The sequence below is a fragment of the Lysinibacillus sp. GW821-FHT14F06 genome (assembly GCF_058803665.1).
On the sequence record NZ_JBXAPF010000003.1, the window covers coordinates 122,579 to 144,164 of the forward strand.

General features: G+C 37.5%; 18 protein-coding genes. 4 read left to right on the forward strand and 14 right to left on the reverse strand.

Features of this window, described 5'->3' with window-relative positions; genetic code table 11:
• Window positions 1-11: 11 nt before the first annotated feature.
• A complete protein-coding gene (recD2, locus tag AC1RNS_RS04335) occupies window positions 12-2,435 on the reverse strand; it encodes an SF1B family DNA helicase RecD2 (protein WP_492991028.1) in 2,424 nt (807 codons plus the stop codon).
• 190 nt (window positions 2,436-2,625) lie between these two features.
• Between recD2 and hisA the strand changes: the two genes are divergently transcribed.
• The 3 genes from hisA to AC1RNS_RS04350 all read left to right on the forward strand — a co-directional run bounded on the left by hisA (window position 2,626) and on the right by AC1RNS_RS04350 (window position 5,028).
• Window positions 2,626-3,393, forward strand: coding sequence for a phosphoribosylformimino-5-aminoimidazole carboxamide ribotide isomerase (gene hisA, locus AC1RNS_RS04340; protein WP_492991030.1), 768 nt, complete (start codon window positions 2,626-2,628; stop codon window positions 3,391-3,393).
• The gene (locus AC1RNS_RS04345; protein ID WP_427549939.1) at window positions 3,390-3,677 is read left to right on the forward strand and encodes a hypothetical protein; all 288 of its coding nucleotides are present in this window, start codon (window positions 3,390-3,392) and stop codon (window positions 3,675-3,677) included. The genes hisA and AC1RNS_RS04345 overlap by 4 nt, the downstream gene beginning before the upstream one ends.
• A gap of 622 nt (window positions 3,678-4,299) precedes the next feature.
• Window positions 4,300-5,028, forward strand: a complete 729-nt coding sequence (locus AC1RNS_RS04350) for a GTP pyrophosphokinase (RefSeq protein ID WP_492991032.1) — start codon at window positions 4,300-4,302, stop codon at window positions 5,026-5,028.
• A 150-nt stretch (window positions 5,029-5,178) separates the two neighbouring features.
• Here AC1RNS_RS04350 and AC1RNS_RS04355 read toward each other — a convergent pair whose 3' ends face one another.
• The 5 genes from AC1RNS_RS04355 to cymR all read right to left on the reverse strand — a co-directional run bounded on the left by AC1RNS_RS04355 (window position 5,179) and on the right by cymR (window position 10,657).
• The gene (locus AC1RNS_RS04355; RefSeq protein ID WP_492991034.1) at window positions 5,179-6,621 is read right to left on the reverse strand and encodes an MDR family MFS transporter; all 1,443 of its coding nucleotides are present in this window, start codon (window positions 6,619-6,621) and stop codon (window positions 5,179-5,181) included.
• 320 nt (window positions 6,622-6,941) lie between these two features.
• Complete coding sequence (locus AC1RNS_RS04360; RefSeq protein ID WP_492991036.1) at window positions 6,942-7,601, reverse strand: tetratricopeptide repeat protein; 660 nt, start codon at window positions 7,599-7,601, stop codon at window positions 6,942-6,944.
• 68 nt (window positions 7,602-7,669) lie between these two features.
• Window positions 7,670-8,794, reverse strand: a complete 1,125-nt coding sequence (mnmA, locus tag AC1RNS_RS04365) for a tRNA 2-thiouridine(34) synthase MnmA (RefSeq protein ID WP_492991038.1) — start codon at window positions 8,792-8,794, stop codon at window positions 7,670-7,672.
• A gap of 211 nt (window positions 8,795-9,005) precedes the next feature.
• Window positions 9,006-10,154: a cysteine desulfurase family protein gene (locus tag AC1RNS_RS04370; RefSeq protein WP_492991040.1), complete on the reverse strand. Its 1,149-nt coding sequence runs from the start codon at window positions 10,152-10,154 to the stop codon at window positions 9,006-9,008.
• A gap of 83 nt (window positions 10,155-10,237) precedes the next feature.
• Window positions 10,238-10,657 (reverse strand): cysteine metabolism transcriptional regulator CymR, encoded by a 420-nt coding sequence (gene cymR, locus AC1RNS_RS04375; RefSeq protein ID WP_492991042.1) that lies wholly within the window; start codon window positions 10,655-10,657, stop codon window positions 10,238-10,240.
• 186 nt (window positions 10,658-10,843) lie between these two features.
• Here cymR and AC1RNS_RS04380 point away from each other — a divergent pair, with 186 nt between their 5' ends.
• Window positions 10,844-12,133, forward strand: a complete 1,290-nt coding sequence (locus AC1RNS_RS04380; RefSeq protein WP_492991044.1) for a replication-associated recombination protein A — start codon at window positions 10,844-10,846, stop codon at window positions 12,131-12,133.
• A gap of 95 nt (window positions 12,134-12,228) precedes the next feature.
• Here the strand turns inward: AC1RNS_RS04380 and AC1RNS_RS04385 are convergent, their stop codons facing one another.
• The 8 genes from AC1RNS_RS04385 to AC1RNS_RS04420 all read right to left on the reverse strand — a co-directional run bounded on the left by AC1RNS_RS04385 (window position 12,229) and on the right by AC1RNS_RS04420 (window position 21,583).
• The gene (locus tag AC1RNS_RS04385) at window positions 12,229-12,984 is read right to left on the reverse strand and encodes a hypothetical protein (RefSeq protein ID WP_492991046.1); all 756 of its coding nucleotides are present in this window, start codon (window positions 12,982-12,984) and stop codon (window positions 12,229-12,231) included.
• A gap of 93 nt (window positions 12,985-13,077) precedes the next feature.
• Window positions 13,078-15,234 carry a methyl-accepting chemotaxis protein gene (locus AC1RNS_RS04390; RefSeq protein ID WP_492991047.1) on the reverse strand — a complete coding sequence of 719 codons (2,157 nt, stop codon included), beginning with the start codon at window positions 15,232-15,234 and terminating at the stop codon, window positions 13,078-13,080.
• A gap of 188 nt (window positions 15,235-15,422) precedes the next feature.
• On the reverse strand, window positions 15,423-16,142 hold the full coding sequence (locus AC1RNS_RS04395; RefSeq protein ID WP_492991048.1) for a hypothetical protein: 720 nt from the start codon (window positions 16,140-16,142) through the stop codon (window positions 15,423-15,425).
• 322 nt (window positions 16,143-16,464) lie between these two features.
• A complete protein-coding gene (locus AC1RNS_RS04400) occupies window positions 16,465-17,025 on the reverse strand; it encodes a hypothetical protein (RefSeq protein ID WP_492991050.1) in 561 nt (186 codons plus the stop codon).
• A 172-nt stretch (window positions 17,026-17,197) separates the two neighbouring features.
• Window positions 17,198-17,584, reverse strand: coding sequence for a hypothetical protein (locus AC1RNS_RS04405; RefSeq protein WP_492991052.1), 387 nt, complete (start codon window positions 17,582-17,584; stop codon window positions 17,198-17,200).
• A 156-nt stretch (window positions 17,585-17,740) separates the two neighbouring features.
• Entirely contained in the window at window positions 17,741-18,502 is a 762-nt protein-coding gene (locus AC1RNS_RS04410; RefSeq protein ID WP_492991053.1) for a tRNA threonylcarbamoyladenosine dehydratase, read from the reverse strand.
• 349 nt (window positions 18,503-18,851) lie between these two features.
• Window positions 18,852-19,820, reverse strand: coding sequence for an N-acetylglucosamine kinase (locus AC1RNS_RS04415; protein ID WP_492991054.1), 969 nt, complete (start codon window positions 19,818-19,820; stop codon window positions 18,852-18,854).
• A 680-nt stretch (window positions 19,821-20,500) separates the two neighbouring features.
• Window positions 20,501-21,583, reverse strand: a complete 1,083-nt coding sequence (locus AC1RNS_RS04420) for a DUF871 domain-containing protein (protein ID WP_492991055.1) — start codon at window positions 21,581-21,583, stop codon at window positions 20,501-20,503.
• Between the last annotated feature and the right edge of the window lie 3 nt (window positions 21,584-21,586).

Genomic DNA, 21,586 nt, shown 5'->3' on the forward strand with positions numbered 1-21,586 from the left:
TTTAATTCTCTTTAGTCATCTAAAAAATCGTACGGTGAAACACCATCCATCCCTATCATTGGATGGATAATCGCTTCTGTTTCAACAGTTAACTTTACATCTTTAATCGGCTGTTCATCTATTTTTACTGATACTGTTTCTATTTCAGCCACTTCCTCTACAATATCCATAGGATTAAGTCTTGCACGTAAAGAAGTAAAGCGCTGTAGATCATCTGTACGCTGTAAGCCATCAGCAAGTACTTCTGGCTCACCACATAAAATCAGAAAATTTTTCGCCCGAGTGATACCAGTATATAGCAGATTGCGACGCAGCATTTTAGAATAGCCTCGAACTACTGGCATAATTACTGTCTGAAATTCCGAGCCTTGTGATTTATGAATAGAGCAGCAATAGGCGAGCGTCAATTGATTGAGATCACTGCGCTGATAGGTTACTTCTATGCCGTCAAATGAAACGACAAGTAAATCCTGTTTCTCGATAGTTTCCTTCGCCTTGATAATACTGATGACTTCGCCCATATCTCCATTAAAAACATTGCTTTCAGGCTGATTGACAAGCTGTAATACTTTATCCTTTATGCGATAGGTTACATCACCGAAAACAAGCTCTTTTCTTGAACCAGTATCGTTTGGGTTTATGAGCTCTTGGATCATTTTATTCAAGTTATCAATGCCTGCAGGTCCCTTGTACATTGGTGCTAACACTTGAATATTGCGAATTTCTTGTCCTTTCGCCACAGCACTTTTTACAACCTGTGTAACAACACTTGCTACTTGATCTGAGGAGGCTTTAATAAAGGAGCGGTCTGAGGTTTTGACCGTTAATTCTTTTGGAATTGTACCACGTTTAATTTGATGAGCCAGTTCAATAATAGTTGAGCCCTCAGCCTGTCTATACACTTCGGTTAATTCAACAGTAGGAATTTGCTGCGATGCCAGTAAATCCTTTAACACCTGTCCAGGCCCAACTGGAGGGAGCTGATCCTGATCACCCACAAATACAACTTGAACATCCTCATGTAGAGCTTTCAATAATTGATGCGCAAGCCAAGTATCCACCATGGACATTTCATCTACAATGATGAGCTTTCCTGTAACCTCGCGCTCTGTTTCTTCTTCCTTTTCTTGTCCGGTAAATCCTAGTAATCGATGAATGGTCATTGCAGGAAGCTCTGTGGATTCCGATAAACGCTTAGCAGCACGTCCGGTAGGAGCACATAAAATGATGGGAAAGGGTTCTTCCTTTTGTGCATATTCCTTTGGGTTTAGTGATAAACCATGAAGCTTTGCATATACTTCCACGACGCCCCGTACAACCGTTGTTTTACCAGTACCTGGTCCACCCGTTAAAATCATCACAGCCGAGTTTAAGGCCTGTTCAATAGCACTCGCCTGTGTTTCGGCATAGGTCACATGAAGTAAGTCCTCTGTTTCTCCAATCGCTTTCCGAATTTCGTCTCTACTAAAATGCTCAGCTTTCTTATTACGCTCAATTAATGCCACTATTTTGGAGGCGATTCCTACTTCTGAAAAATAGAGAGACGGTAAATACAGCCTCGTTTCTTCCCCACAAATTTTACTTTCCTCACGCAATTCAATACAGGCCCTTGATATTGCCTCGAATGGTATTTCCTCTCGTTGACTTTGCTCCAGCATATCTTTTACTAAGGGCAAAACTTGCTCAGCATCTAAAAATACATGTCCCTCTGATAAAGCTGCTGTATTTAGAATATGTAAAATGGCGGCCTTAATACGGTCTGGATGATTACCAGTAATCCCTAACTTTGCACCTAGCTCATCTGCACGAAAGAATCCCACACCTTCAACATCTTCAATTAGACGATATGGATTTTCTGTAAGGAGCTCAATGGCATCAGTGCGATATGTCTGGTAAATCTTCATGCCTAGCTGAGGGCCAAAACCCCATTCATTCAACTGTATCATTACTCGTTCAAGACCAAGATTTTGTTCGATTGTACGGTGGATAACCTCTTTTTTTTCGGCTGATAGACGAGGGACAATATCAAGTGCATTTGGGTCCTCTAAAATTAGACGTAGAGCATTGGCTCCAAGTTTCTCTACAATTGTTTCAGCTGTCTTTTTTCCAATCCCAACAAATAAATCACTTGATAGGTAATGAATAATTCCTTGCTCTGTTGCTGGTACTTCTTTTGTAAACGTCTCAATTTGAAATTGCACACCATATTTTGGATGCTGTCTCAATAAACCTGTAAAACGATATTGTTCATCCATTTGTAATGGTGGAAAATAGCCTACAACAATTATTTCTTTATCTTCATACTGTAAATTAGTCTCTTGAATTTTCACACGAACAATCGAATACATATTTTGAGCATTATGAAAGATAGAGACGATTGGACGTCCGAGTATAAAAAATTTATTTAGTTCAAATAAATCAAGATTCTCAGCCATTGTTGATTCGTCCTTTCATATGCGTTTCAATCTTTTTATTTTACCACAATATAATGTTAATAATCGTTTAAAAAGAGAATTCACTCAATTCTTTTAACATTATTTTGACAATTGACATTTCACAGCTTTTATCAATCTTTCCGTGATATGATAGAAATGAATTTTGTCGCACGGAAGGATTGTGAAGCTATTGGAATTTAGACCTTGCATCGATTTACACGATGGCAAAGTAAAACAAATTGTGGGTAGCACATTGGGACATGCAGATCAAAAAGTCATTGAAAATTTTATTTCCAATCATGACTCTAGTTATTATGCAAAAATGTTTGCTCAAGATCAATTAGCGGGTGGGCACGTTATCATGCTCGGTGAAGGAAATGAAGAGGCTGCATTAACAGCACTTGCAGCTTATCCTCATGGTCTACAAATAGGTGGTGGAATCACCTCAAAAAATGCCAAAAAGTTTATTGATGCTGGCGCTTCGCATGTGATTGTGACTTCTTTTATTTTTCATGATGGCAAGCTTGATATGGATCGACTGATGGAACTCGTACAGAAAATTGGCAAACAGCATTTAGTTATTGATTTAAGCTGTCGAATGCACAACGATAAATGGTATGTCGTTACTGACAAATGGACAAAGTTTAGTGATTTTGAGGTCAATGCTGAGTCCATTGCTTATATTGAAAATTTCTGTGCGGAGCTACTCATTCATGCGGTTGATGTGGAAGGAAAAAAAGGCGGCATGCAGGAAAGCTTAGTTCGAGATTTAGCAGCATGGACTACCATTCCAACAACATATGCTGGAGGGGTTCGTTCTATTGAGGACCTAGAGAAATTCAAAAAATTAGCAAATGGTAAGCTTCATGTGACGATTGGAAGTGCACTTTCAATTTTTGGTGGAGATTTATCATATGCAGATGTAGTGAACTATTGTAAAAAAGGCGGGGTATTGTGAAGCTAATTTATAAAGATATTATTTTCCCTTTTCAAGAAACAAATTTAGAACGTATTATAGACGGCAAGTACTTTAAAGTAAACACTAAGGATAATTCACGTTCCTTGCATGTACAGCTAGATAATGAGCAAATGCTATTAGAGTTTTCCAAATCATTAAAAGCAACATGCGGCTTTCTGCGTGACCAAGAAACAGAGCCTTATATTGGAACATATATCGATTTACAAGTATTTGTAGACGAGTTCAATAAGCGTTATAACTTACATGCTGAAATTATTAGTTAAAACAAAGGGACATCTAGCTCCCCTTTGTTTTACCTCCTCACCCTTTCTCCTCTATTCCATTCGAGAATTTCTGAAACCTTTTATTTGTCATGTGAGTTCTATATTGTATAGCATGAAGTATAAGGGGTTCACATGAATATATTTCTTAATATCTAATCTTATTTATTATTCCCGCACTTCTCATAGGAATGATCGTCATAACCTCCTACTACGGTATAGGCTTAAGCATTTGGATGCAAAATATATTCATCTGGATTTTGGCATTAGTTTTTTGATGTTTTTCAAAATCCGTGACATCCGCCTAGGGGCTTTAGGTCAACAAATGTTTTTTGTGCGAAAGCGTAGTGCTAACGAGCGGCAGCAACACGATGTTGGTCACTCAAGCGGTTTCACAGGATGTGAGGATCTTAACCTGAGTTCCTCTATTTCAGCGGCCGTTTATATGCCCACCAATAGGAAAAAATCGCATTCATCTTGCCACCTATAGAGGTAGGAGTATTCTGCTTAGTAAAGATAAAACTAATACATAAGAATCCTCTTTTTACCACGCATACAGGAGTTTTTACTTATGATAGGTATGCCCTCCTATTGTTAGCCTAAAACAAGAAAGGACTTATAAAATATGAAAACAGAACTTGAAGTAAACTCTTTAAAATCATTTCAAACTGAATTAACACGCTTCTTTTTAGCCTATAAATTTGCCCTACAAGAAGTGGAGACGAAAATAAATATCTTACAAGAAGAATTTAAGTTGATTCATGAATATAATCCAATTGAACATATTTCCACACGTGTAAAATCTCCTAAAAGTATTTTGGGAAAGATGATGAAAAAAGAACTTCCTCCGTCAATGGAAGCGGTTCGTGAAAACATTCGTGATATTGCAGGGGCTCGCATCACCTGTTCCTTTGTGGAAGATATTTATAAGGTTAGTGCCATGTTACAGGCACAACATGACATTGAGGTTGTAGAGGTTAAAGATTATATTGCTGAGCCAAAAGAAAATGGTTATCAAAGCTTACATCTCATTATTAAAATCCCGATATTTATGTCAGACCATATGGAGAAGGTTTATACAGAAATTCAAATCCGAACTATAGCGATGGATTTTTGGGCAAGCCTCGAACACAAAATTTATTATAAGTATAACAAAGAAGTACCCGAACGTATTCGTGTTGAATTAAAGGAAGCCGCTCTACAAGCAGCTGAATTAGATCGAAAAATGGAGCGACTGAATAAAGAGATCAATATTTTAAAAGAAAATGAAGCTGAGCCTTCATTGTTAGATAATACATCTATAACACATCTAGCTAAATACTTAACGCAGCTACCTAGCAATAAAAAATATTGATCTAAATGTTACCAATGATGTTTTGATAGAACAAAAAAATCCACCTAGCGTTCTGCAAGAAAAGCAAAAGACCCTTTAAGTCCAATATTGCCTTCTCACAGAAAGTGGAGTGGATTTTTATTGTTCCAAGATTACAAAAAAGCTATTTTATTACGCCTTCTCTTTAGATTTCGTTGCTATAAAGAAGGAGAAAACAAGGGCAAAAATGGCAAAAACAAAGGCAGCTATATATACATAGCTTACACCATTCGCAATAGTTTCCTTTAAAAAGCTTACTTCATCTACACTAAATCCACCTTTTGCAAATTCACCATTTAATTGAATTTCACCTTTTCCTAATGAAGCCATTTTTTCACTCGTTGCAAGGTTAAAAATCATTCCAAATAGTGCTGCACCAACCGCTTGACTAAATGTATTTGTAAAAGAGTTCAGACCAATTGATATACCGAGCTGTTTCGGATCTGCCACCTTTTGAATGGAAATCATCAACATCGGCATGATAAAGCCCATACCTAGTCCGATTAATGATGAAGCGAAATAAGCACTGAAATCGCTAGAACCTGAAGATAGTCTTGCAAGCAATAGTGTACCCGTAACCAGTAAAATCGTACCCATTTGGATAATTCGTTTATTTGTCAATCGTCCGATTAAATAACCTGCCATAATAGAGTTCACTGTCCAGAAAATGGACATCGGTGTTAATAATAAACCTGCTTGTGTTGCATTTTTGCCAAGAACACTTTGTGCAAATATCGGAATATAGACCGTCACACCAATCACAATAGACATTCCGCTTAATGTTAAGGCATTAATCACCATTAGGCGACCATTTTTAAACAACGTTAACGGAATAATAGGCTCTTCTGCTCGTAGCTCCACCCATATAAAAATTCCTAAAAGTACAACTGCGACTCCGTACATAAGAAGCGATTCGCTCGATAACCAAGCCTGTGTTTTGCTGTTATTGATAATAACATATAACAGCGAAACCATTCCAATTGTAAATAACACAGCGCCTAAGTAGTCAATTTTACGTTTCACTGTCTCTAACTGTTCTTGATAATGTTTGACTATTAAATAAATGGAGGCTAAGCCAAATGGTACATTAATGAAAAAAATAAAATGCCATGACACTTGGTCAACAATAAATCCTCCAAATAATGGACCAACCACGCCAGACACGCCCCATACCATACTTAAATAGCTTTGTCCTTTAGCTCGCGCCTTTTCGGTCTTAAACAACTCACCAACCATCGTTAATGTAATTGGTAAAATTGAACCTGCGCCAATACCTTGGATCGCACGAAAGACAATTAATTGCTCCATCGATTGTGCTAAACCACATAACATGGAACCTAATAAAAAAATAATGATACCCGTAATAATCATCCGTTTACGTCCAAATAAATCGGCTAACTTTCCAAAAATAATCGCAGCAATGGCAGAAGCTAATAAATAAGCTGAATAAATCCAACTTATTAAGTCCACACCTAATAGATCAGCTGTAATGCTTGGAATAGCAGTACTAACAATCGTTCCTTCAATTGCAGCAAGTGCTGTTACAAGTAGTAGTGCAATAAATACTTTATTCATCTTGTCACCTTATCCTTTCCTGCATGACATACATTACCAAGTTTGAGCTTAAAATGAAAGAAGAAAGGATTCATTTTATCAAAAAATAATGGATCATTATTGTAATTTTCTTCAATATCTCTGTTCAGTTTATTACTAAATCAATTACACCTCAGCGTAATTGCATCCGGATTTTTTACAAGCTCACTCGAAAAGCTCCTTCTCAAAATCTATGACATCTGTCAGGGGCTTTTTCTTGATTCAGTGACCATTTGTACGCCCACTGAATCAAGACAAAAAAAAAGCAGCAAGTTCATGGAGTGACACTTGCTGCTTCTATATTAGTTAAATCGTTGCGCAATCATATCATAAATATATCTTGCTTGGTCATAGTCAGGTTGTAGGGTAAAGGCTTGTTTTAGATGATACATTGCCTCTTCTGTTTGATCTGTAGACACTGCATAAAGTACACCTAAATTATAATGTGCATCAGCATTATTCCAATCCTGCTCGATTAACTGATCCAGCTCCTTTTTCCCTTCTGTAAACATTTCTAGCGCACATAGCACGATAGCATAGGCAAGACGAATTTGTGTATCCTCTGGCGCAAGCTCACTAGCACGTTGTAAATATGGCAGTGCCAGCTTTGAATTCTCCATACGCTCAAAGCATTTACCCATCATATAATATACATCTGCACCTTCTATTTTATGCTTTAGTGCTTGCTCATATAATTTTACAGCTTCTGCATAGCGTTCAACATTATAGTATAAATTAGCCAAGCCATAGTAAGCAGTTGCTGCTGTTTCATCTACAGAGATGGCTTTTTGAAAGAATCTCTCTGCACGCTCAGTATCCTCTAAAACTGCTAAAAGATTCCCAAAGTTAACATAGCCAATTGCATTTTGTGGTTCTGCTTCAATTGCTTGTGTAAAAAGTTGTGCAGCCTCTTCATAGCGCTTTTCTTGAAAGGCTAAAATGCCCTGTTCGTTAAAATCCATAGTATTCGTTCACCTCTACATAGTGAAAGACTGCTCATATAAAGCAATTACAGCAGTCTTTTCACTAATTATCCAACATATGTTAATATTTCATTATCTTTAAAAACCTCATCGATTGTACCACCACCTAAGCATTCTTCACCATCATATAAAACAACAGCTTGTCCAGGTGTAATTGCGCGTACTGGTTCATCAAATGTAATTTGCGCACGGCCATCTTCTAAAATTTCAACTTCTACTGGTGTATCCGTTTGACGATAGCGGAATTTTGCTGTGCATGAAAATTTCCCAGGCAATTTTTTTGTCGAAGTATAGTTCATTTTCACAGCAGTTAATGAAGTAGAGTATGAATACTCATTATCAAAACCCTGTCCAACAAGTAATACATTGCGCTCTAAATCTTTCCCAAGCACAAACCAAGGCTCTCCGTCTCCACCAATCCCAAGACCATGTCGTTGACCTAATGTATAGTACATTAATCCGTCATGCTGACCCATGACAACGCCATCCATTGTCTCCATCTTACCAGGTTGAGCTGGTAAATATTGACTTAAAAATTCTTTAAAATTACGTTCTCCAATAAAGCAGATTCCTGTTGAATCCTTTTTCTTAGCCGTCGCTAAACCGGCTTCTTCTGCAATTTTTCGAACCTCTTTTTTCTCAATATCACCAATTGGAAACATAACATGTGATAATTGTTCCTGAGATAGTTGGTTTAGGAAATATGTTTGATCCTTATTAGCATCTATTCCTCGAAGCATTTTCACTTCTCCATCACCGCTTCGGTCGATTCTAGCATAATGTCCTGTTGCTAAATAATCAGCTCCCAAATCCATCGCATGCTCTAAAAAGGCTTTGAACTTTATCTCCTTATTACACATTACATCAGGGTTTGGTGTGCGTCCTGCTTTATATTCCTCTAAAAAGTATGTGAAAACTTTATCCCAATATTGCTTTTCAAAGTTGACCGCATAGTACGGAATCCCTATTTGGTTACATACTTTAATAACATCATCATAATCCTCAGTAGCTGTACAAACGCCATTTTCGTCTGTGTCATCCCAGTTTTTCATAAATATTCCGATTACCTCATACCCCTGTTGTTTCAGCAAATAGGCTGCAACCGAAGAATCTACCCCGCCTGACATGCCAACAACGACACGAATTTGTGAGGGGTCACGTGTTTCTTTCATTGTGGTCACCTTTTCTTTTCTTCAATTTCCATCAATTTCGCCTTGGCGTAATTGCATCCGGAAAATCCGTGACATCCGCCGGAGGCCTATCTTCATTCAGTAGGTGTTTGGACACCCACTTAAAAGGAACCAATACCGCATTCATCTCACCACCTGTAGAGGCTGGAGTCTTCTGCTGAATGAAGATAAAACAAGTTAAGCGCTATATACTTTATTTTTTCGCAAGTCTTTTCACAACTGCTGCTGTTTTCTCAGCAGCATATCGTACATTCTCTTCCGTTAAACCTTGTCCAAAGCTAAAACGAATTGAGTTACGTAATTCCTCTGCTCCTTGTCCAAACATTGCCACTAAAACATGAGATGGGTCAATGGAACCCGCAGTGCAAGCAGATCCACTTGACACACAAATACCTGCCATATCAAGATTTACAAGGAAGGACTCTACTTCCATACCAGCGAAACTTACATTTAAAAGATGTGGAAGTGTATTTTCTACATCTCCATTGATGTGGTATGTTAGCTTTTCTTGTGTAAAAATATCAAGCATAATTTGCTTAAAGCGATTGTACAGCGCTCGTTTCTCTTCACGCAAGTCATTTGCAATTTGCACAGCTGTCGCAAAACCAATAATTGCAGGTACATTCTCAGTGCCTGCACGACGTTTTTTCTCCTGTTGACCACCAAGAGCATAGCTAGCTAGCTGCGTTCCCGTTTTTTGGTAAAGGAAGCCAATCCCTTTAGGGCCGTTAATTTTATGCGCAGAAACACTTAGTAAATCCACATGTAAATCAGCAACATTTAATGTCTCTAAACCGTATGCCTGCACTGCATCTGTATGGAAAGTGGCCTTATGTTCTAGTAAAAGCTCCCCAATTTCAGCAATCGGTTGAATTGTTCCGACTTCATTATTCCCATACATAATCGTAACTAAAATCGTATCCTCTCGTAATGCATTCCGCACATCTTCTACAGAAACACGTCCCTTTTCATCAACTGGTAAATAGGTTACGTCAAAGCCATCTCGCTCAAGCTTTTCACATGTGTGTAGCACTGCATGATGTTCAATTTGTGTAGTAATAATGTGTTTCCCTTCACTAGCTCGGGCATTCACGGTTCCCAGTATTGCTGTATTATCCGCCTCAGTGCCACCACTTGTTAAAATGATTTCTCCAGGCTGAGCACCAATTGACTTGGCTAATACTTCACGTGCATCATCTAAATATTTCCGTGCCTCTCGACCTGCTCCATGAATACTCGATGCATTTCCATAAACATCCTGCATTGCAACAGTCATAGCATGGATGACCTTGTCATTCATAGGTGCTGTTGCCGCATGATCGAGATAAATATATGATTTCATGTTGAAAACTCCTTTGTACGAAAAGCGCTAAAGCATCCGTATCCCTACAAAAAAAGAATAACGATGCTTTAGCCTAAACTTAATTAAATATAGAACATATAGCCTTCCACTACATTCTCCTCAGTATATTGTGCTAAATCTTCAATAGTAGTTGTATCCAACACATTTTTCACAGCATCGCGAATGCGAAGCCATAGCTCTCGTTGAGGTGCTTCCTCATTTTCAATTCCTTCAACCGGCTGGATAGGACCTTCTAAAACACTAATAACATTTGCTGCGGAAATCTCACTCGGTGGATTCGCTAGCATATAACCACCATAGGCACCACGTACACTCTTTACTAAGCCTGAATTACGTAGCGGGGAAACCAATTGCTCTAAATAGGCCTCAGATAACTCCTTTTCTGCGGCAATTTTACGTAACGGTATAGGACCTTCTCCATAATGCTTTGCTAATTCAATCATAATTGTTAGCCCATAACGGCCTTTAGTTGAAATTTTCATTTTATCACCCTCAATTAGTCTAGTCAAAAATACTACCAACAGTATATCATAATCTCCTCTTGAAGAACTCGGAAATACTCTTGAATGGTTATGATATACTAATAATTGTGCATTAGTTTGGATGGACAAAATACATCGACACTTCATTTCAGCTCATATATATTACGTTTAAAGGGGGTATTTTTTATGCATAACGAACCACTTGCTTACCGCATGCGACCGTTAAGCCTTGATGAAATCGTCGGTCATCAAGAGTTCATTGGTCCTTCTACCGCTCTTTATAAAATGATTCAAAATGGACATGTTCCGTCTATGCTCTTATACGGTGAGCCTGGTATTGGAAAAACGTCGATTGCGAATGCTATAGCAGGGAGCTCAAAACTCCCCTTCTTTGCACTAAATGCTACACGTGCTGGGAAAAAAGATGTTGAGGATATTGTACAGGAAGCAAGAATCTCAGGGAAAGTATTACTTTTTTTGGATGAAATTCATCGCTTTAATAAATTACAGCAGGATACTTTGCTGCCACATGTTGAAAATGGCTCGATTGTTCTCATTGGGGCCACTACTGAGAATCCATATCACGATGTCAATCCAGCGATTCGCTCCCGCTGTGGGGAGATTTATCAACTAAAACGGCTAACGCAGGAAAATCTTATGGAGCTTGTGAAAAAGGCACTTGCTGATGAAAAACGTGGATTAGGCAAACAGCATTTCATCTTAACAGATGGACAGATTGAACAAATTGCTGGTGCCGCTAACGGAGATGCACGCAAGGCACTAACTTTACTTGAATCCATTTATTATGCAAGTGATGAGATAGACGGTCAAACCATTGCGGCAGATCATATTATCAAACATCTTATTGGAAGAATTGGTGTTTACGGTGACAAAAATGGGTCCCACTTTTACAATTTGCTATCTGCATTACAAAAATCTGTGCGTGGCAGTGATACCAATGCCGCACTATATTATTTAGCACATTTACTAGAAACTGGTGATCTAGTCGCTGTCAGCAGACGTTTACTTGTCATGGCTTACGAGGATATAGGACTAGCACAGCCAGATGTTGGCGCACATATGCTCGCTGCCGTTCAAGCAGCAGAGCGTTTAGGTTTACCGGAGGCTCGTATTCCCCTTGCTAGTGCTGTGATTGAAATGTGCCTAGCATCTAAATCCAATTCCGCTATTGCAGCTATTGATGCTGCTATTGCTAGCATCCACGAAGGAAAAACAGGCGATATTCCACATCATTTACGTGATGCTCATTACGAGGGGGCAAAAGATTTAGGACATGTCGGCTATCAATACCCACATAACACCCCAATTGGTACATTCGGTGGCTGGGTTGATCAGCAGTATTTACCAGACGAGCTTGTTGGAATTGAATTTTATACGCCTGTTATCGCTGGTGAAGAAAAACGAATGGCAGGAATCTATGAAAAGCTTAAATCTTTCCATAAGGAACAACAATAAATTCATTGATCCCCACAGCATTTCAAGAACATAATTAAGAGGACAATGTATATGATATAACTAATATGCATTGTCCTTTTAACAACTCCACATCTTTAAAAATCTACTAACGCAGGAAATCCAGACCGAGACCATAGCCATAATGGTGTGTGCACATCAATCGGTACTATCCCCGTTCCTTTTAGCACCCTCTCCCAAGCGTTAGCTACAATTTTTCTATCATCAGTTCCACCTTTTAATACCTTCTCCGAACATAATCCTAATTTAACGGTAGCCTTCAAAATATGAGTATCAGGTGCAATTGTCATTAGTTCACGAGAATTCCAACAAATATCTGTATAGCTCTCCACAACATAAAGCCAGTAATTGAAGATTTTCGGACCAGATAGATAAGGAAAATCGGATTTTCTTGTTCCCTGCATTAATTCCTTCAATGGATGAATATCAAATTGAACTGATTCAATAAGACCAAGGACATTTCCTTTTGCTGAAGAATGAACAATTCCCCTGGCTACACGCTGCCAAATTTCTGGATGTCGATTAGGCTGTAATCCTACACGATAAAGAAGTAATACCTCTCGAATCATATCGATATCCTTATTTACCACAATATTGGGATTAAAAATCCACCTCGTTTCTTCATCTTGGTATGTTTTTGCAACTGACTCCCACAGCTTATAAGAATTTCTTTGATAATTTAAAGCCATAGCTAACGTTAATACTTCTAGTAAATCCTCTTCTGAAACAACATTAATCAGTATGTCTTCAGGCATTGTTTCACCACCAAGAAGCCCCTCTGAGTGCATCCGCATCAAGTTATTAATATTCTTCAACAATTGTTCTTTTGTCATTATTTTCCTCCAAAGAATTAAGAAACTTTTCAATAAGTTCTTATATGAATGAAAGGTTAAATTCAAGCAGTCTTGTCTCAACTGATGTTACTTTTATTTCACCTTAAATTTTGACACAGCATGTGCGAGTCTGCCAATTACTAGAGACGATCGCTCAGAATTAAAGCGCGCTTGCTTAATTTGCGCCATCATTTCTTCTGTTGACGCAGAAACTTGAGTAACTACCCGTACATTTTGTTCACTACTCGCTGCAATACTTTGAATGATATTTTTCATTTCTTCGGTTTCATGATTTTTTGATGAACGAGTTGACATTTTCATCAACATTGCATGAACACCCTTTATGAAGCTAGCCCCCTGCTCCACTTCCATACTACTTGCTTTAATAGATTGCTGAATATTCTCCGAGCTCGTTTCTATACTATGTAAAGTTGAATGAATCTCTTCAGTTGCATTCTTTGTTTGCATCGATAGCTTGCGTATTTCCTCTGCCACTACCGCAAAGCCATTTCCATGTTCACCAGCTCTTGCTGCCTCAATCGAAGCATTTAGGGCTAATAGATTTGTTTGCTCAGCAATTGCATTAATTGATACGACAACATTTCCAATGCTTTCAGAAGCTTGTTGGAACGTTGAAGTGAGTTGCAATGTCGATTGTACCTTGCCTACAATTTTTTTCATTTCCTCATTTATTTCTTCAACTTGTTGTTGAGCTATTTTTAATTGTTCATCTGCGTTTATTTCCATTACATGCATTTTTTCTTGAATTTCTTCAATATGCCCCATCGCTTGTTGAACATTATACAGCTGATGTTGAATGGCTATATGCATTTCTTTCATTTGCCGCAGCACTATTATCGAATCAGTCTCTACCTGGACCGTACGATTTTGCAGGATAATATTAGTTGACTCAACATCATGAGATGATCGTTGTACCCTCGCTAATAACTCTCCTTGACTATCTACAAAATTGTTAATTGCACGACCCATATCCCCTATTTCATCCCGAGTCAGCATCGTTTCAGGAGTACGGATGGTTAAATCACCAGCACCTTCGGAGATTTTTTGAATCATTCCCGTCATATTCTCAAGCTTGCTTGTTATCGGCGCTAAACGCTTTATTAAGAAATACCAGGCACCAGCAGCACCATACATCATATTAATACAAAAGATAAGCATGTTAGGAAGCTGTAACCATGACAATAATTGAAATAGAAAAATATTCATCAGCATAAAAATTATAAAGCTGCACGCTAAAGTAAAGCCAATGGATCGTTCATTGTACACTTCATATAAATCAGCCTCACACATTATTCCCCATTCGTCAGGAGAATGAGGAAGCTGAAAGATTCTCCCGCTGCCTACAACTGGAACACCTCTATAATCTGCATAACCCGGAAAATGTATAGCTACATTTTGTCCATTTTGTATGGTGCTTGTAACACCAGAATGTATTTTTGAGGCAATAGGATTCAAGAATGATAACTCAAATTCTGTATGTTTGTTTACCTTTACTATATTTCCATTTTTAGTTTCAATACCAGATTTCAAATTAGCGCCAGAGGTAATTGAGCTGTCCTCAAATCGACTACGAGAAAGCGCAACTCCTTGAGAAATAGACGCATCAAACTTGGAGTGCGCCATAAACAAATAATTATCGCCTGATTGCGGATAAATATGGCCCGCCTCACGTTGAATTAAATCACCTAGTACATCATTTGGTACACGAGCAGCTAGTACACTATGTAACTGTTGTTTCTTCAAAACTGGTTGTAAAAATAACAATGTTACCGCATCATGAAAATTAGAGGATCTTGCACCTATTTGCTCTGTTAGAGGGTCAATAAATGGTCCAAATAATAAAGGCTCTTTTGTTGCTATAACTTGTTGAATTGCCTTACTTATCATCTGATCATTATCTGAATATATCATACCAGCATGCCGAGAAAAACTAGAAGCGAAGACCTTTAGTGTTGAATCTATTAAAAATAATTCAGTAAAATATGTACTTTTCTCCTTGGATTCTCGTAAAAAAGAATCTAGGAATTGATGCTCTGTTTGAGCAATGATCTGTGCTCTATTTTCAAGTGATACCCAGCGATCATGTGTCCAATTTTTTAGTAAATCTACTCGTGTTTTTGCAATACCTTCAAACATTTCTTCCTTCATTTGTATGGTCTTTTTATTTAATTGATAATTCCACCATAAATGGACATTCGCTTTTATGGACTTCCAGTTAAATTGCCTCACATATATCACTCCTTTTAATGTAATATATACTTACATAAAATTACCGTTTTATTTAAAATACCGGATAAAATAATAAGTAATGATAGCATATATGACATATTAAAGAAATGATTTTAAAGAAATTTCAGAAAATATCGTTTTAATTCATTTACATTCCATAAAAAAAACAGGACAGACTGCTCAAGCAATCATCCTGTAAAGCTGGGATTATCCGTTGTGTAACGCTCACTATAAAATAAGTTCAAAATATCTGCCACATTCCTCATTGATGGTAGAGAATTAGTCTCATCCTCCTCTTTTTCCTTTACTTTATCATGTAAGTGGTTTAGAAAATTATAGGTTTGATAAAGTAAACTCGCAAACTCTTGGGCGTTTTCCTTTACCTCATAACGAATTGCCTTCACTGCAATTGCTTGGGCAATCAAATGTTCCCTTGATATTGGAACTTGTTCGTCATCTAAATAGTCATCAGTCGCTCTGTATAGTAATTTCATTGCCTCATACACTTCATTGTTATTTTTAAATCTATCCTTCAGCCATTGTAAGATAAATTGTAATAGGACAACAGCATAGATAAATGATAGGCATTCATCTCCTAACGATTTTTTCGCCAAACGTTTAAAATGTTCTGCCTGTGTCACAAGTTCAAATAATATTAGACGAATTGGGTATAACATTGCATGCCCGCTGTTGATATATAATTTTTCTCGCCCCTTGTACAAGGCCAGCCAAAAATCCTTTACTAGGGAGATCGATTTTCTTGTGGACAGCGCTAATTGACATTGAATTAGCTCATATTCAAGTGTGGGCTGAATCAACCGTTGAAATAAAAGTTCTTCATCCTCATTTACCAATAGCAATGGTTTTTCTAAGTTCGTCAAATCTAGTTCCGTACCATTGATAAACATTAATAGCCCTCCTTTCTATAAATTCCACTGTGCTATGAACCTTTCATATATATTACCTATTTTCCAACTATATTTCGACAAAAATATATAAATTCCTTTTTTAACAAAAGTCCTTTTTACATAAGTAACAAACAATTACACCAACTGAATAGAAAAAAGGCGCATTCTCTCGCCCCCTATAGAGGCTGAATAAAAAAATCCGCTAAACTTCCTTGGAAAAATACACCCCTTACAAAACAAAGCTTGTAAGAATTAGGCTTAACCACAGAAAGTAAGCAGATTCTAGTTGAGTATTCTATTTTCTGAATAGTAACGAAAGAAATTATATCACTACTTCTTTATCGACAAATTGATTAAAATGCTGCAGACATTGCTTAACTGAACCTTTTTGGTCTAGCACTGTATTTTTTAATGAATCCGCTTTCTCGTCATCATTTACAACTTCACTATAAAGAGCAAAAATGGCAGATAATAATTGCGCATTCTCCTCCTGTTCGATACTAGGTAATGAATAGGCTGCGATAGTTAATAATTGCTCGACTTTCTCTGGCGTTTTTTGTAACGCATTAGAAGAATAATAGATTGATGCGGCTAAAAAATAGCATAATTTTGCACTACAATCTATAAACAAATGCCAGTATGTATTGGCATCTGGTATTTCACCTGCCCTATTAGCAACATACTCTTTATAAAATGTAGTGACCTGTATATATAAAGGATTTAGTTCTCTCATAGCTTTTGGATAATTATTAGATGTATCCAAATAGTCAAATACAATAGCATCCATCTTTTCTTGAAGTTTTACAATGTCTAAATGATCACGAATTACTTGAATTTCCATTTTACCACTCTCCCATGTTCTCATTTGTTTTCTAAACGTCATTCCTACTCCCCTAAGCAGTCCTGTACATTCCAAACAAATCGATCTATTATCAATTGGAATTATTCAAATTATAGCAATAAACCAAATCAAGAAGTGTGGACAGGAAGAAAATAAGACAATTTCGTGAATTAATAGCATTTTTATGTACATAAGATGATCTATTTTGATAGAATTAAATCCTTTGTATATATTGCTCAAATAAAAATTGCTCCTTCGTACAATCAACAATTTCTATAATGCTTCCCTTGATATATTTTTTTATTCTTTGTTTTGGACTATAAAAATAAGCATTGTTTGTGATGAGCCATTCACTTAGCGTCCATTCCCTACCCTGCTGATAATTTGTCAATATACGTTTATGGCGAAGTATATCTGCCATCTTGTAAAAACCCTCTGATAGCTCATAAGCAGAAACATCAAAATTAAAAATAGGGCTTACAACCTGTTCAGCATCAAAAATATGTATTGTTTGCTCTTGTTCATCAATAGCAAGCTCCACCGTACTGATTTCATCAAACAAATTTAAGCCCCTATATTCCATTTGGTAGATTTGTTCCACTATTAACCGCCTCCTTTTTTTACAACGCTCCTATTGTAACACAGAAAAAGCAGCTGCCTCCAAAGTCAATTGAGTCAGCTACTTCTATAAAAATGTTCAATCTCGCTCTTTTTTGCTCACACCCTGTAAGGAAGTTTACTATTATTTAATAATACATTATCCCTGCACACGAGTGATTTTTACATCTTTTAAAATTGTATTCACTACCCAGCTTGCTGCAATTAAACCTGCGACAGAAGGTACAAACGCATTTGAGGATGGCGGCATTTTCGCTTTGCGAATAGCTGCATCAGGTTTCCCAACATGCTCAACGACATCTGGTCGAACTACAATAGGACTTTCATCAGAGAACACCACTGTAACCCCTTTATGAATACCTTCCTTGCGTAATTTTGTACGAATAACCTTTGCTAGTGGATCTGTATGTGTTTTTGAAATATCTGCAATTTGGAAGCGAGTAGGGTCCATTTTATTTGCTGCACCCATACTTGAAATAATTGGAATATTACGTTTTAAGCATTCCTTCATAATATGGATTTTATACATCACTGTATCACTTGCATCAATCACATAATCAATGCCTTGTGCAAAAAAATCTTCATATGTTTCTTCTGTGTAAAACATATGCATATCAATTACTTCACATTGTGGATTAATATCTGCAATACGCTCTTTCATAACACCTGATTTGGATTTACCTACTGTCGAAAGATAAGCGACTAATTGGCGATTTACATTCGTGATATCAACATTATCCTTATCCACTAAAATAATGCGCCCTATTCCACTTCGTGCACATGCCTCGGCTGCAAATGACCCAACACCACCTACTCCAAGTATGGCAACCGTTGTATTTTTTAATTTCTCGAGACCCTCTGTTCCTATAGCGAGCTCGTTACGTGAAAATTGATGTAACATTCTTACACTCTCCGTCTATTATAATTTTTATCCTGTTTACATGTGCATTATTTAATCTGTACCAAATGCGCATCATCAGATACAAAACCCCTAAGTAAAGGGCGATTCACTGTCCATAAAAGCCCTATTCGTTCTAGGCAGTAGGTTGTGAAGGCTTTAGCTTTTGTTCTATCCATGAGGGATGAGGTCCTCACTTCATTAGTAAACCTATTTAAATACTAAGATAAAATCAAACCTATCTTACATTTTATCATGTAATTCTTCAAGTGAAAATTATAACTAAAAAATATTCAACGCTTATAGGAGCAATCTCTCAATTGCCCCTAGTTTTACACGATTAATTTTCTAATTATTCATCATTCTTTTGAAAAGTTTCGATAAAATCTGTACAGGGCTGAATATTCATTTCCTTAAAAGCTGCAATGACTGCTCCCCCAATTGGTGGTAGCAGCGGTTTTATAAATTGCAAAGGAAGGTCATCAGCAATTGCGAGCTGCTGCAACTTAGGTAGAAAATAACCTTCATTTTTAAAAACTCCCCCTGCTAAGACAACAGGTACATGTTCTTTTTCCCAAATCATTTGTTTATAACAGGCTTTAATCGCACTATAGTACTTTTGGGAAACATCTTCTAAAATTTTATGGGCAACTTCATCACCCTGATTAGCCATTGCAACAACATATTTACTTAATGGTGCAACAACTGTACGTGGATGCTCTTCTCCATAAATACACTCTATTAATTGTGGCACATTAGCTACAGCAAAATAATGTAGTACTGCATCTGTTAAAGCTGTTGCTCTTCCTCTACCATCATAGCTTTGAAAAATCGCCTTCAGAGCTTGTATACCTAAATCATATCCACTACCCTCATCATCAAAAAGATACCCCCAGCCTCCTACACGATGAAAATTTTGCTGTTGATCGAAACCCATTGTTATGGTGCCAGTTCCAGCTATTTGAACAATACCTGCCTGACCAAGCGTTCCAGCATAAAGGGCAATTATGGCATCATTGTCAACAGAAATAATTGTAGTTTTTGAAACATATTGCTGTAATATTTCTTCTACAGTTCTCTCTGCCTGAAGCTCCTTTACCCCTGCCATACCAGCAAAACAACTATGTACAGCTGAAAATACTTGGGGGTTTTGCTGCTGTAAATTTTGCATGATAGTATGAATTGTTGACTCAAAATAGTGAAAATCCATTGCTGTCGGATTACTGCGAGTGGTCACTACTTTGGCATAAATATTTCCATATTCATCACACAGGACCGCAGATGTTTTTGTGCCTCCACCGTCTATCGCTAAAACATACATAATGTTTGCCCCTTTCCTCATAAAGAAAAAAGGATTGATCGCTCAATCCCCATGTTGTTGAAATACTATTATGTCAATGAATTCAAGGTGACAAATTAAAAAGTATAGCCCTTTTTCAAAACGAGGGGTTGACCTCCGTTCCGACTGAGTGCTTTCCTGGAGGCTTCCGATGAGCCGCTGAATCCCCGAGGAGTCACTCAGTCTACACTCCAATCAACCACTGCTCATCGTATTTTCTTCTGGCATTTTACACAAATGTATAGTGATAAATTGAAGTCACTATTCTATCCATTTAATGATGGTGAGTAATATGCTTTTACTTTACTTTTGAAGGAAGAAAATATTTAAAGTTCTACACTATTGCTGATTGAAGTGCAAGGCTACTCGACTCCCGTGGGATAGTGAGACAGACGAGACCCTGAGGCCAACACGATGTTGGTCACGAAGGCGTTGTCAAAGGACGTGACGCACTTAACCTTCGTTCCTCCAGCGCAGGAAGCGGCTCGTCGCTCGCCCACAGGAAGCCTTGCTCTGCGCGAAAGCGAAGCGGCAGCGACAAAGCGAGTAGCCTGGAACGGAAATCACCTTCATTTTGACTAAATATTCACAAAGAGTCCCTTGACTAATTAATTTTTCAACACTTTGAGGATTAATCTCTCAATCCCTTTCTCTATCCACTATCATCTCGTAAAGCCAAATGATTCCCATGGCTGAATATGTGCTAGTAAAAATTGTTCTTCCTCGGCAACTCTGGCTACTATATTGGTTGAGCCAGCATTAGGTATTTCCTTCAACACAATTTGCAGTTCGCCCTTATAACGAATATCCAGATTATTATCAATGGTCACATCACCCAGTTTTAATGGATTTGTATCATGAGCAGGGAAGTCACCATTTTTATATTTAACGCGAGACTGTGTACTTCGAATCACATATTCTGATACATCTCCACGGTTAAAATGGGGCTCCTTAAATAGAATCGCTTCTTCTAAAACAGATGTTTCAGCAGAGGGTACAATTTTAAGCTCAAGTTTTTGACGATTTAATTGACCTAAAGCATGGAGCTCTTCTTCAGAGGCATACATATTTCCAATAATACAATCATCGATTAATCCTGTATGCCATAAATCCTTTGCTTGCACAGTAATTGGTAGATAACGATGCTCTTCTAATGTTGGCAAGCCATGCTCGGTTTGCTCCCAAGGTCCATATTTGGCATGCTGCGATGAAATCATGGCAGCTGTGCGAATATGATTCGTTTTGAACAGCTTAGAGGTTGTTAAAAAGTGCTGACGAGAAAGACCCGTAAAACGTCTTGGATAAAAATTGTGACAGCCAATAATATTATCTTTATTTGGTTGGTAGGATAATATATTTTCTACATACTTAGTACCATTACTAATATTTAATTCTACTTTTATATTACTTGCATCAAGTGACATAAAAGCTTCTTCTTGACCAGAAAACCCCATATCTAAACGCAAAGCCGTTAAATGATACTGCTCCTTAAAGTAAGCGATATCTTTATACGTTAAGCCTAAATCTTCGAAAACAGCTGGTGCAATATCAGCTGAAATTTCAAAGCCAAGCTGCTGCGCAAAATTATTTATTTGCTGTAATTTTTGTCGTTCCTGATCGTTATTTAACGACAGTAGACATGTAAATATTCGATCAAAGCCATTGTCATGAGCAAGCTGCACATAATGCTTCATTTGGTCTAGTGTACTATGCTGGGGATATAGTGAAATTCCTAATCTTCTCAATTC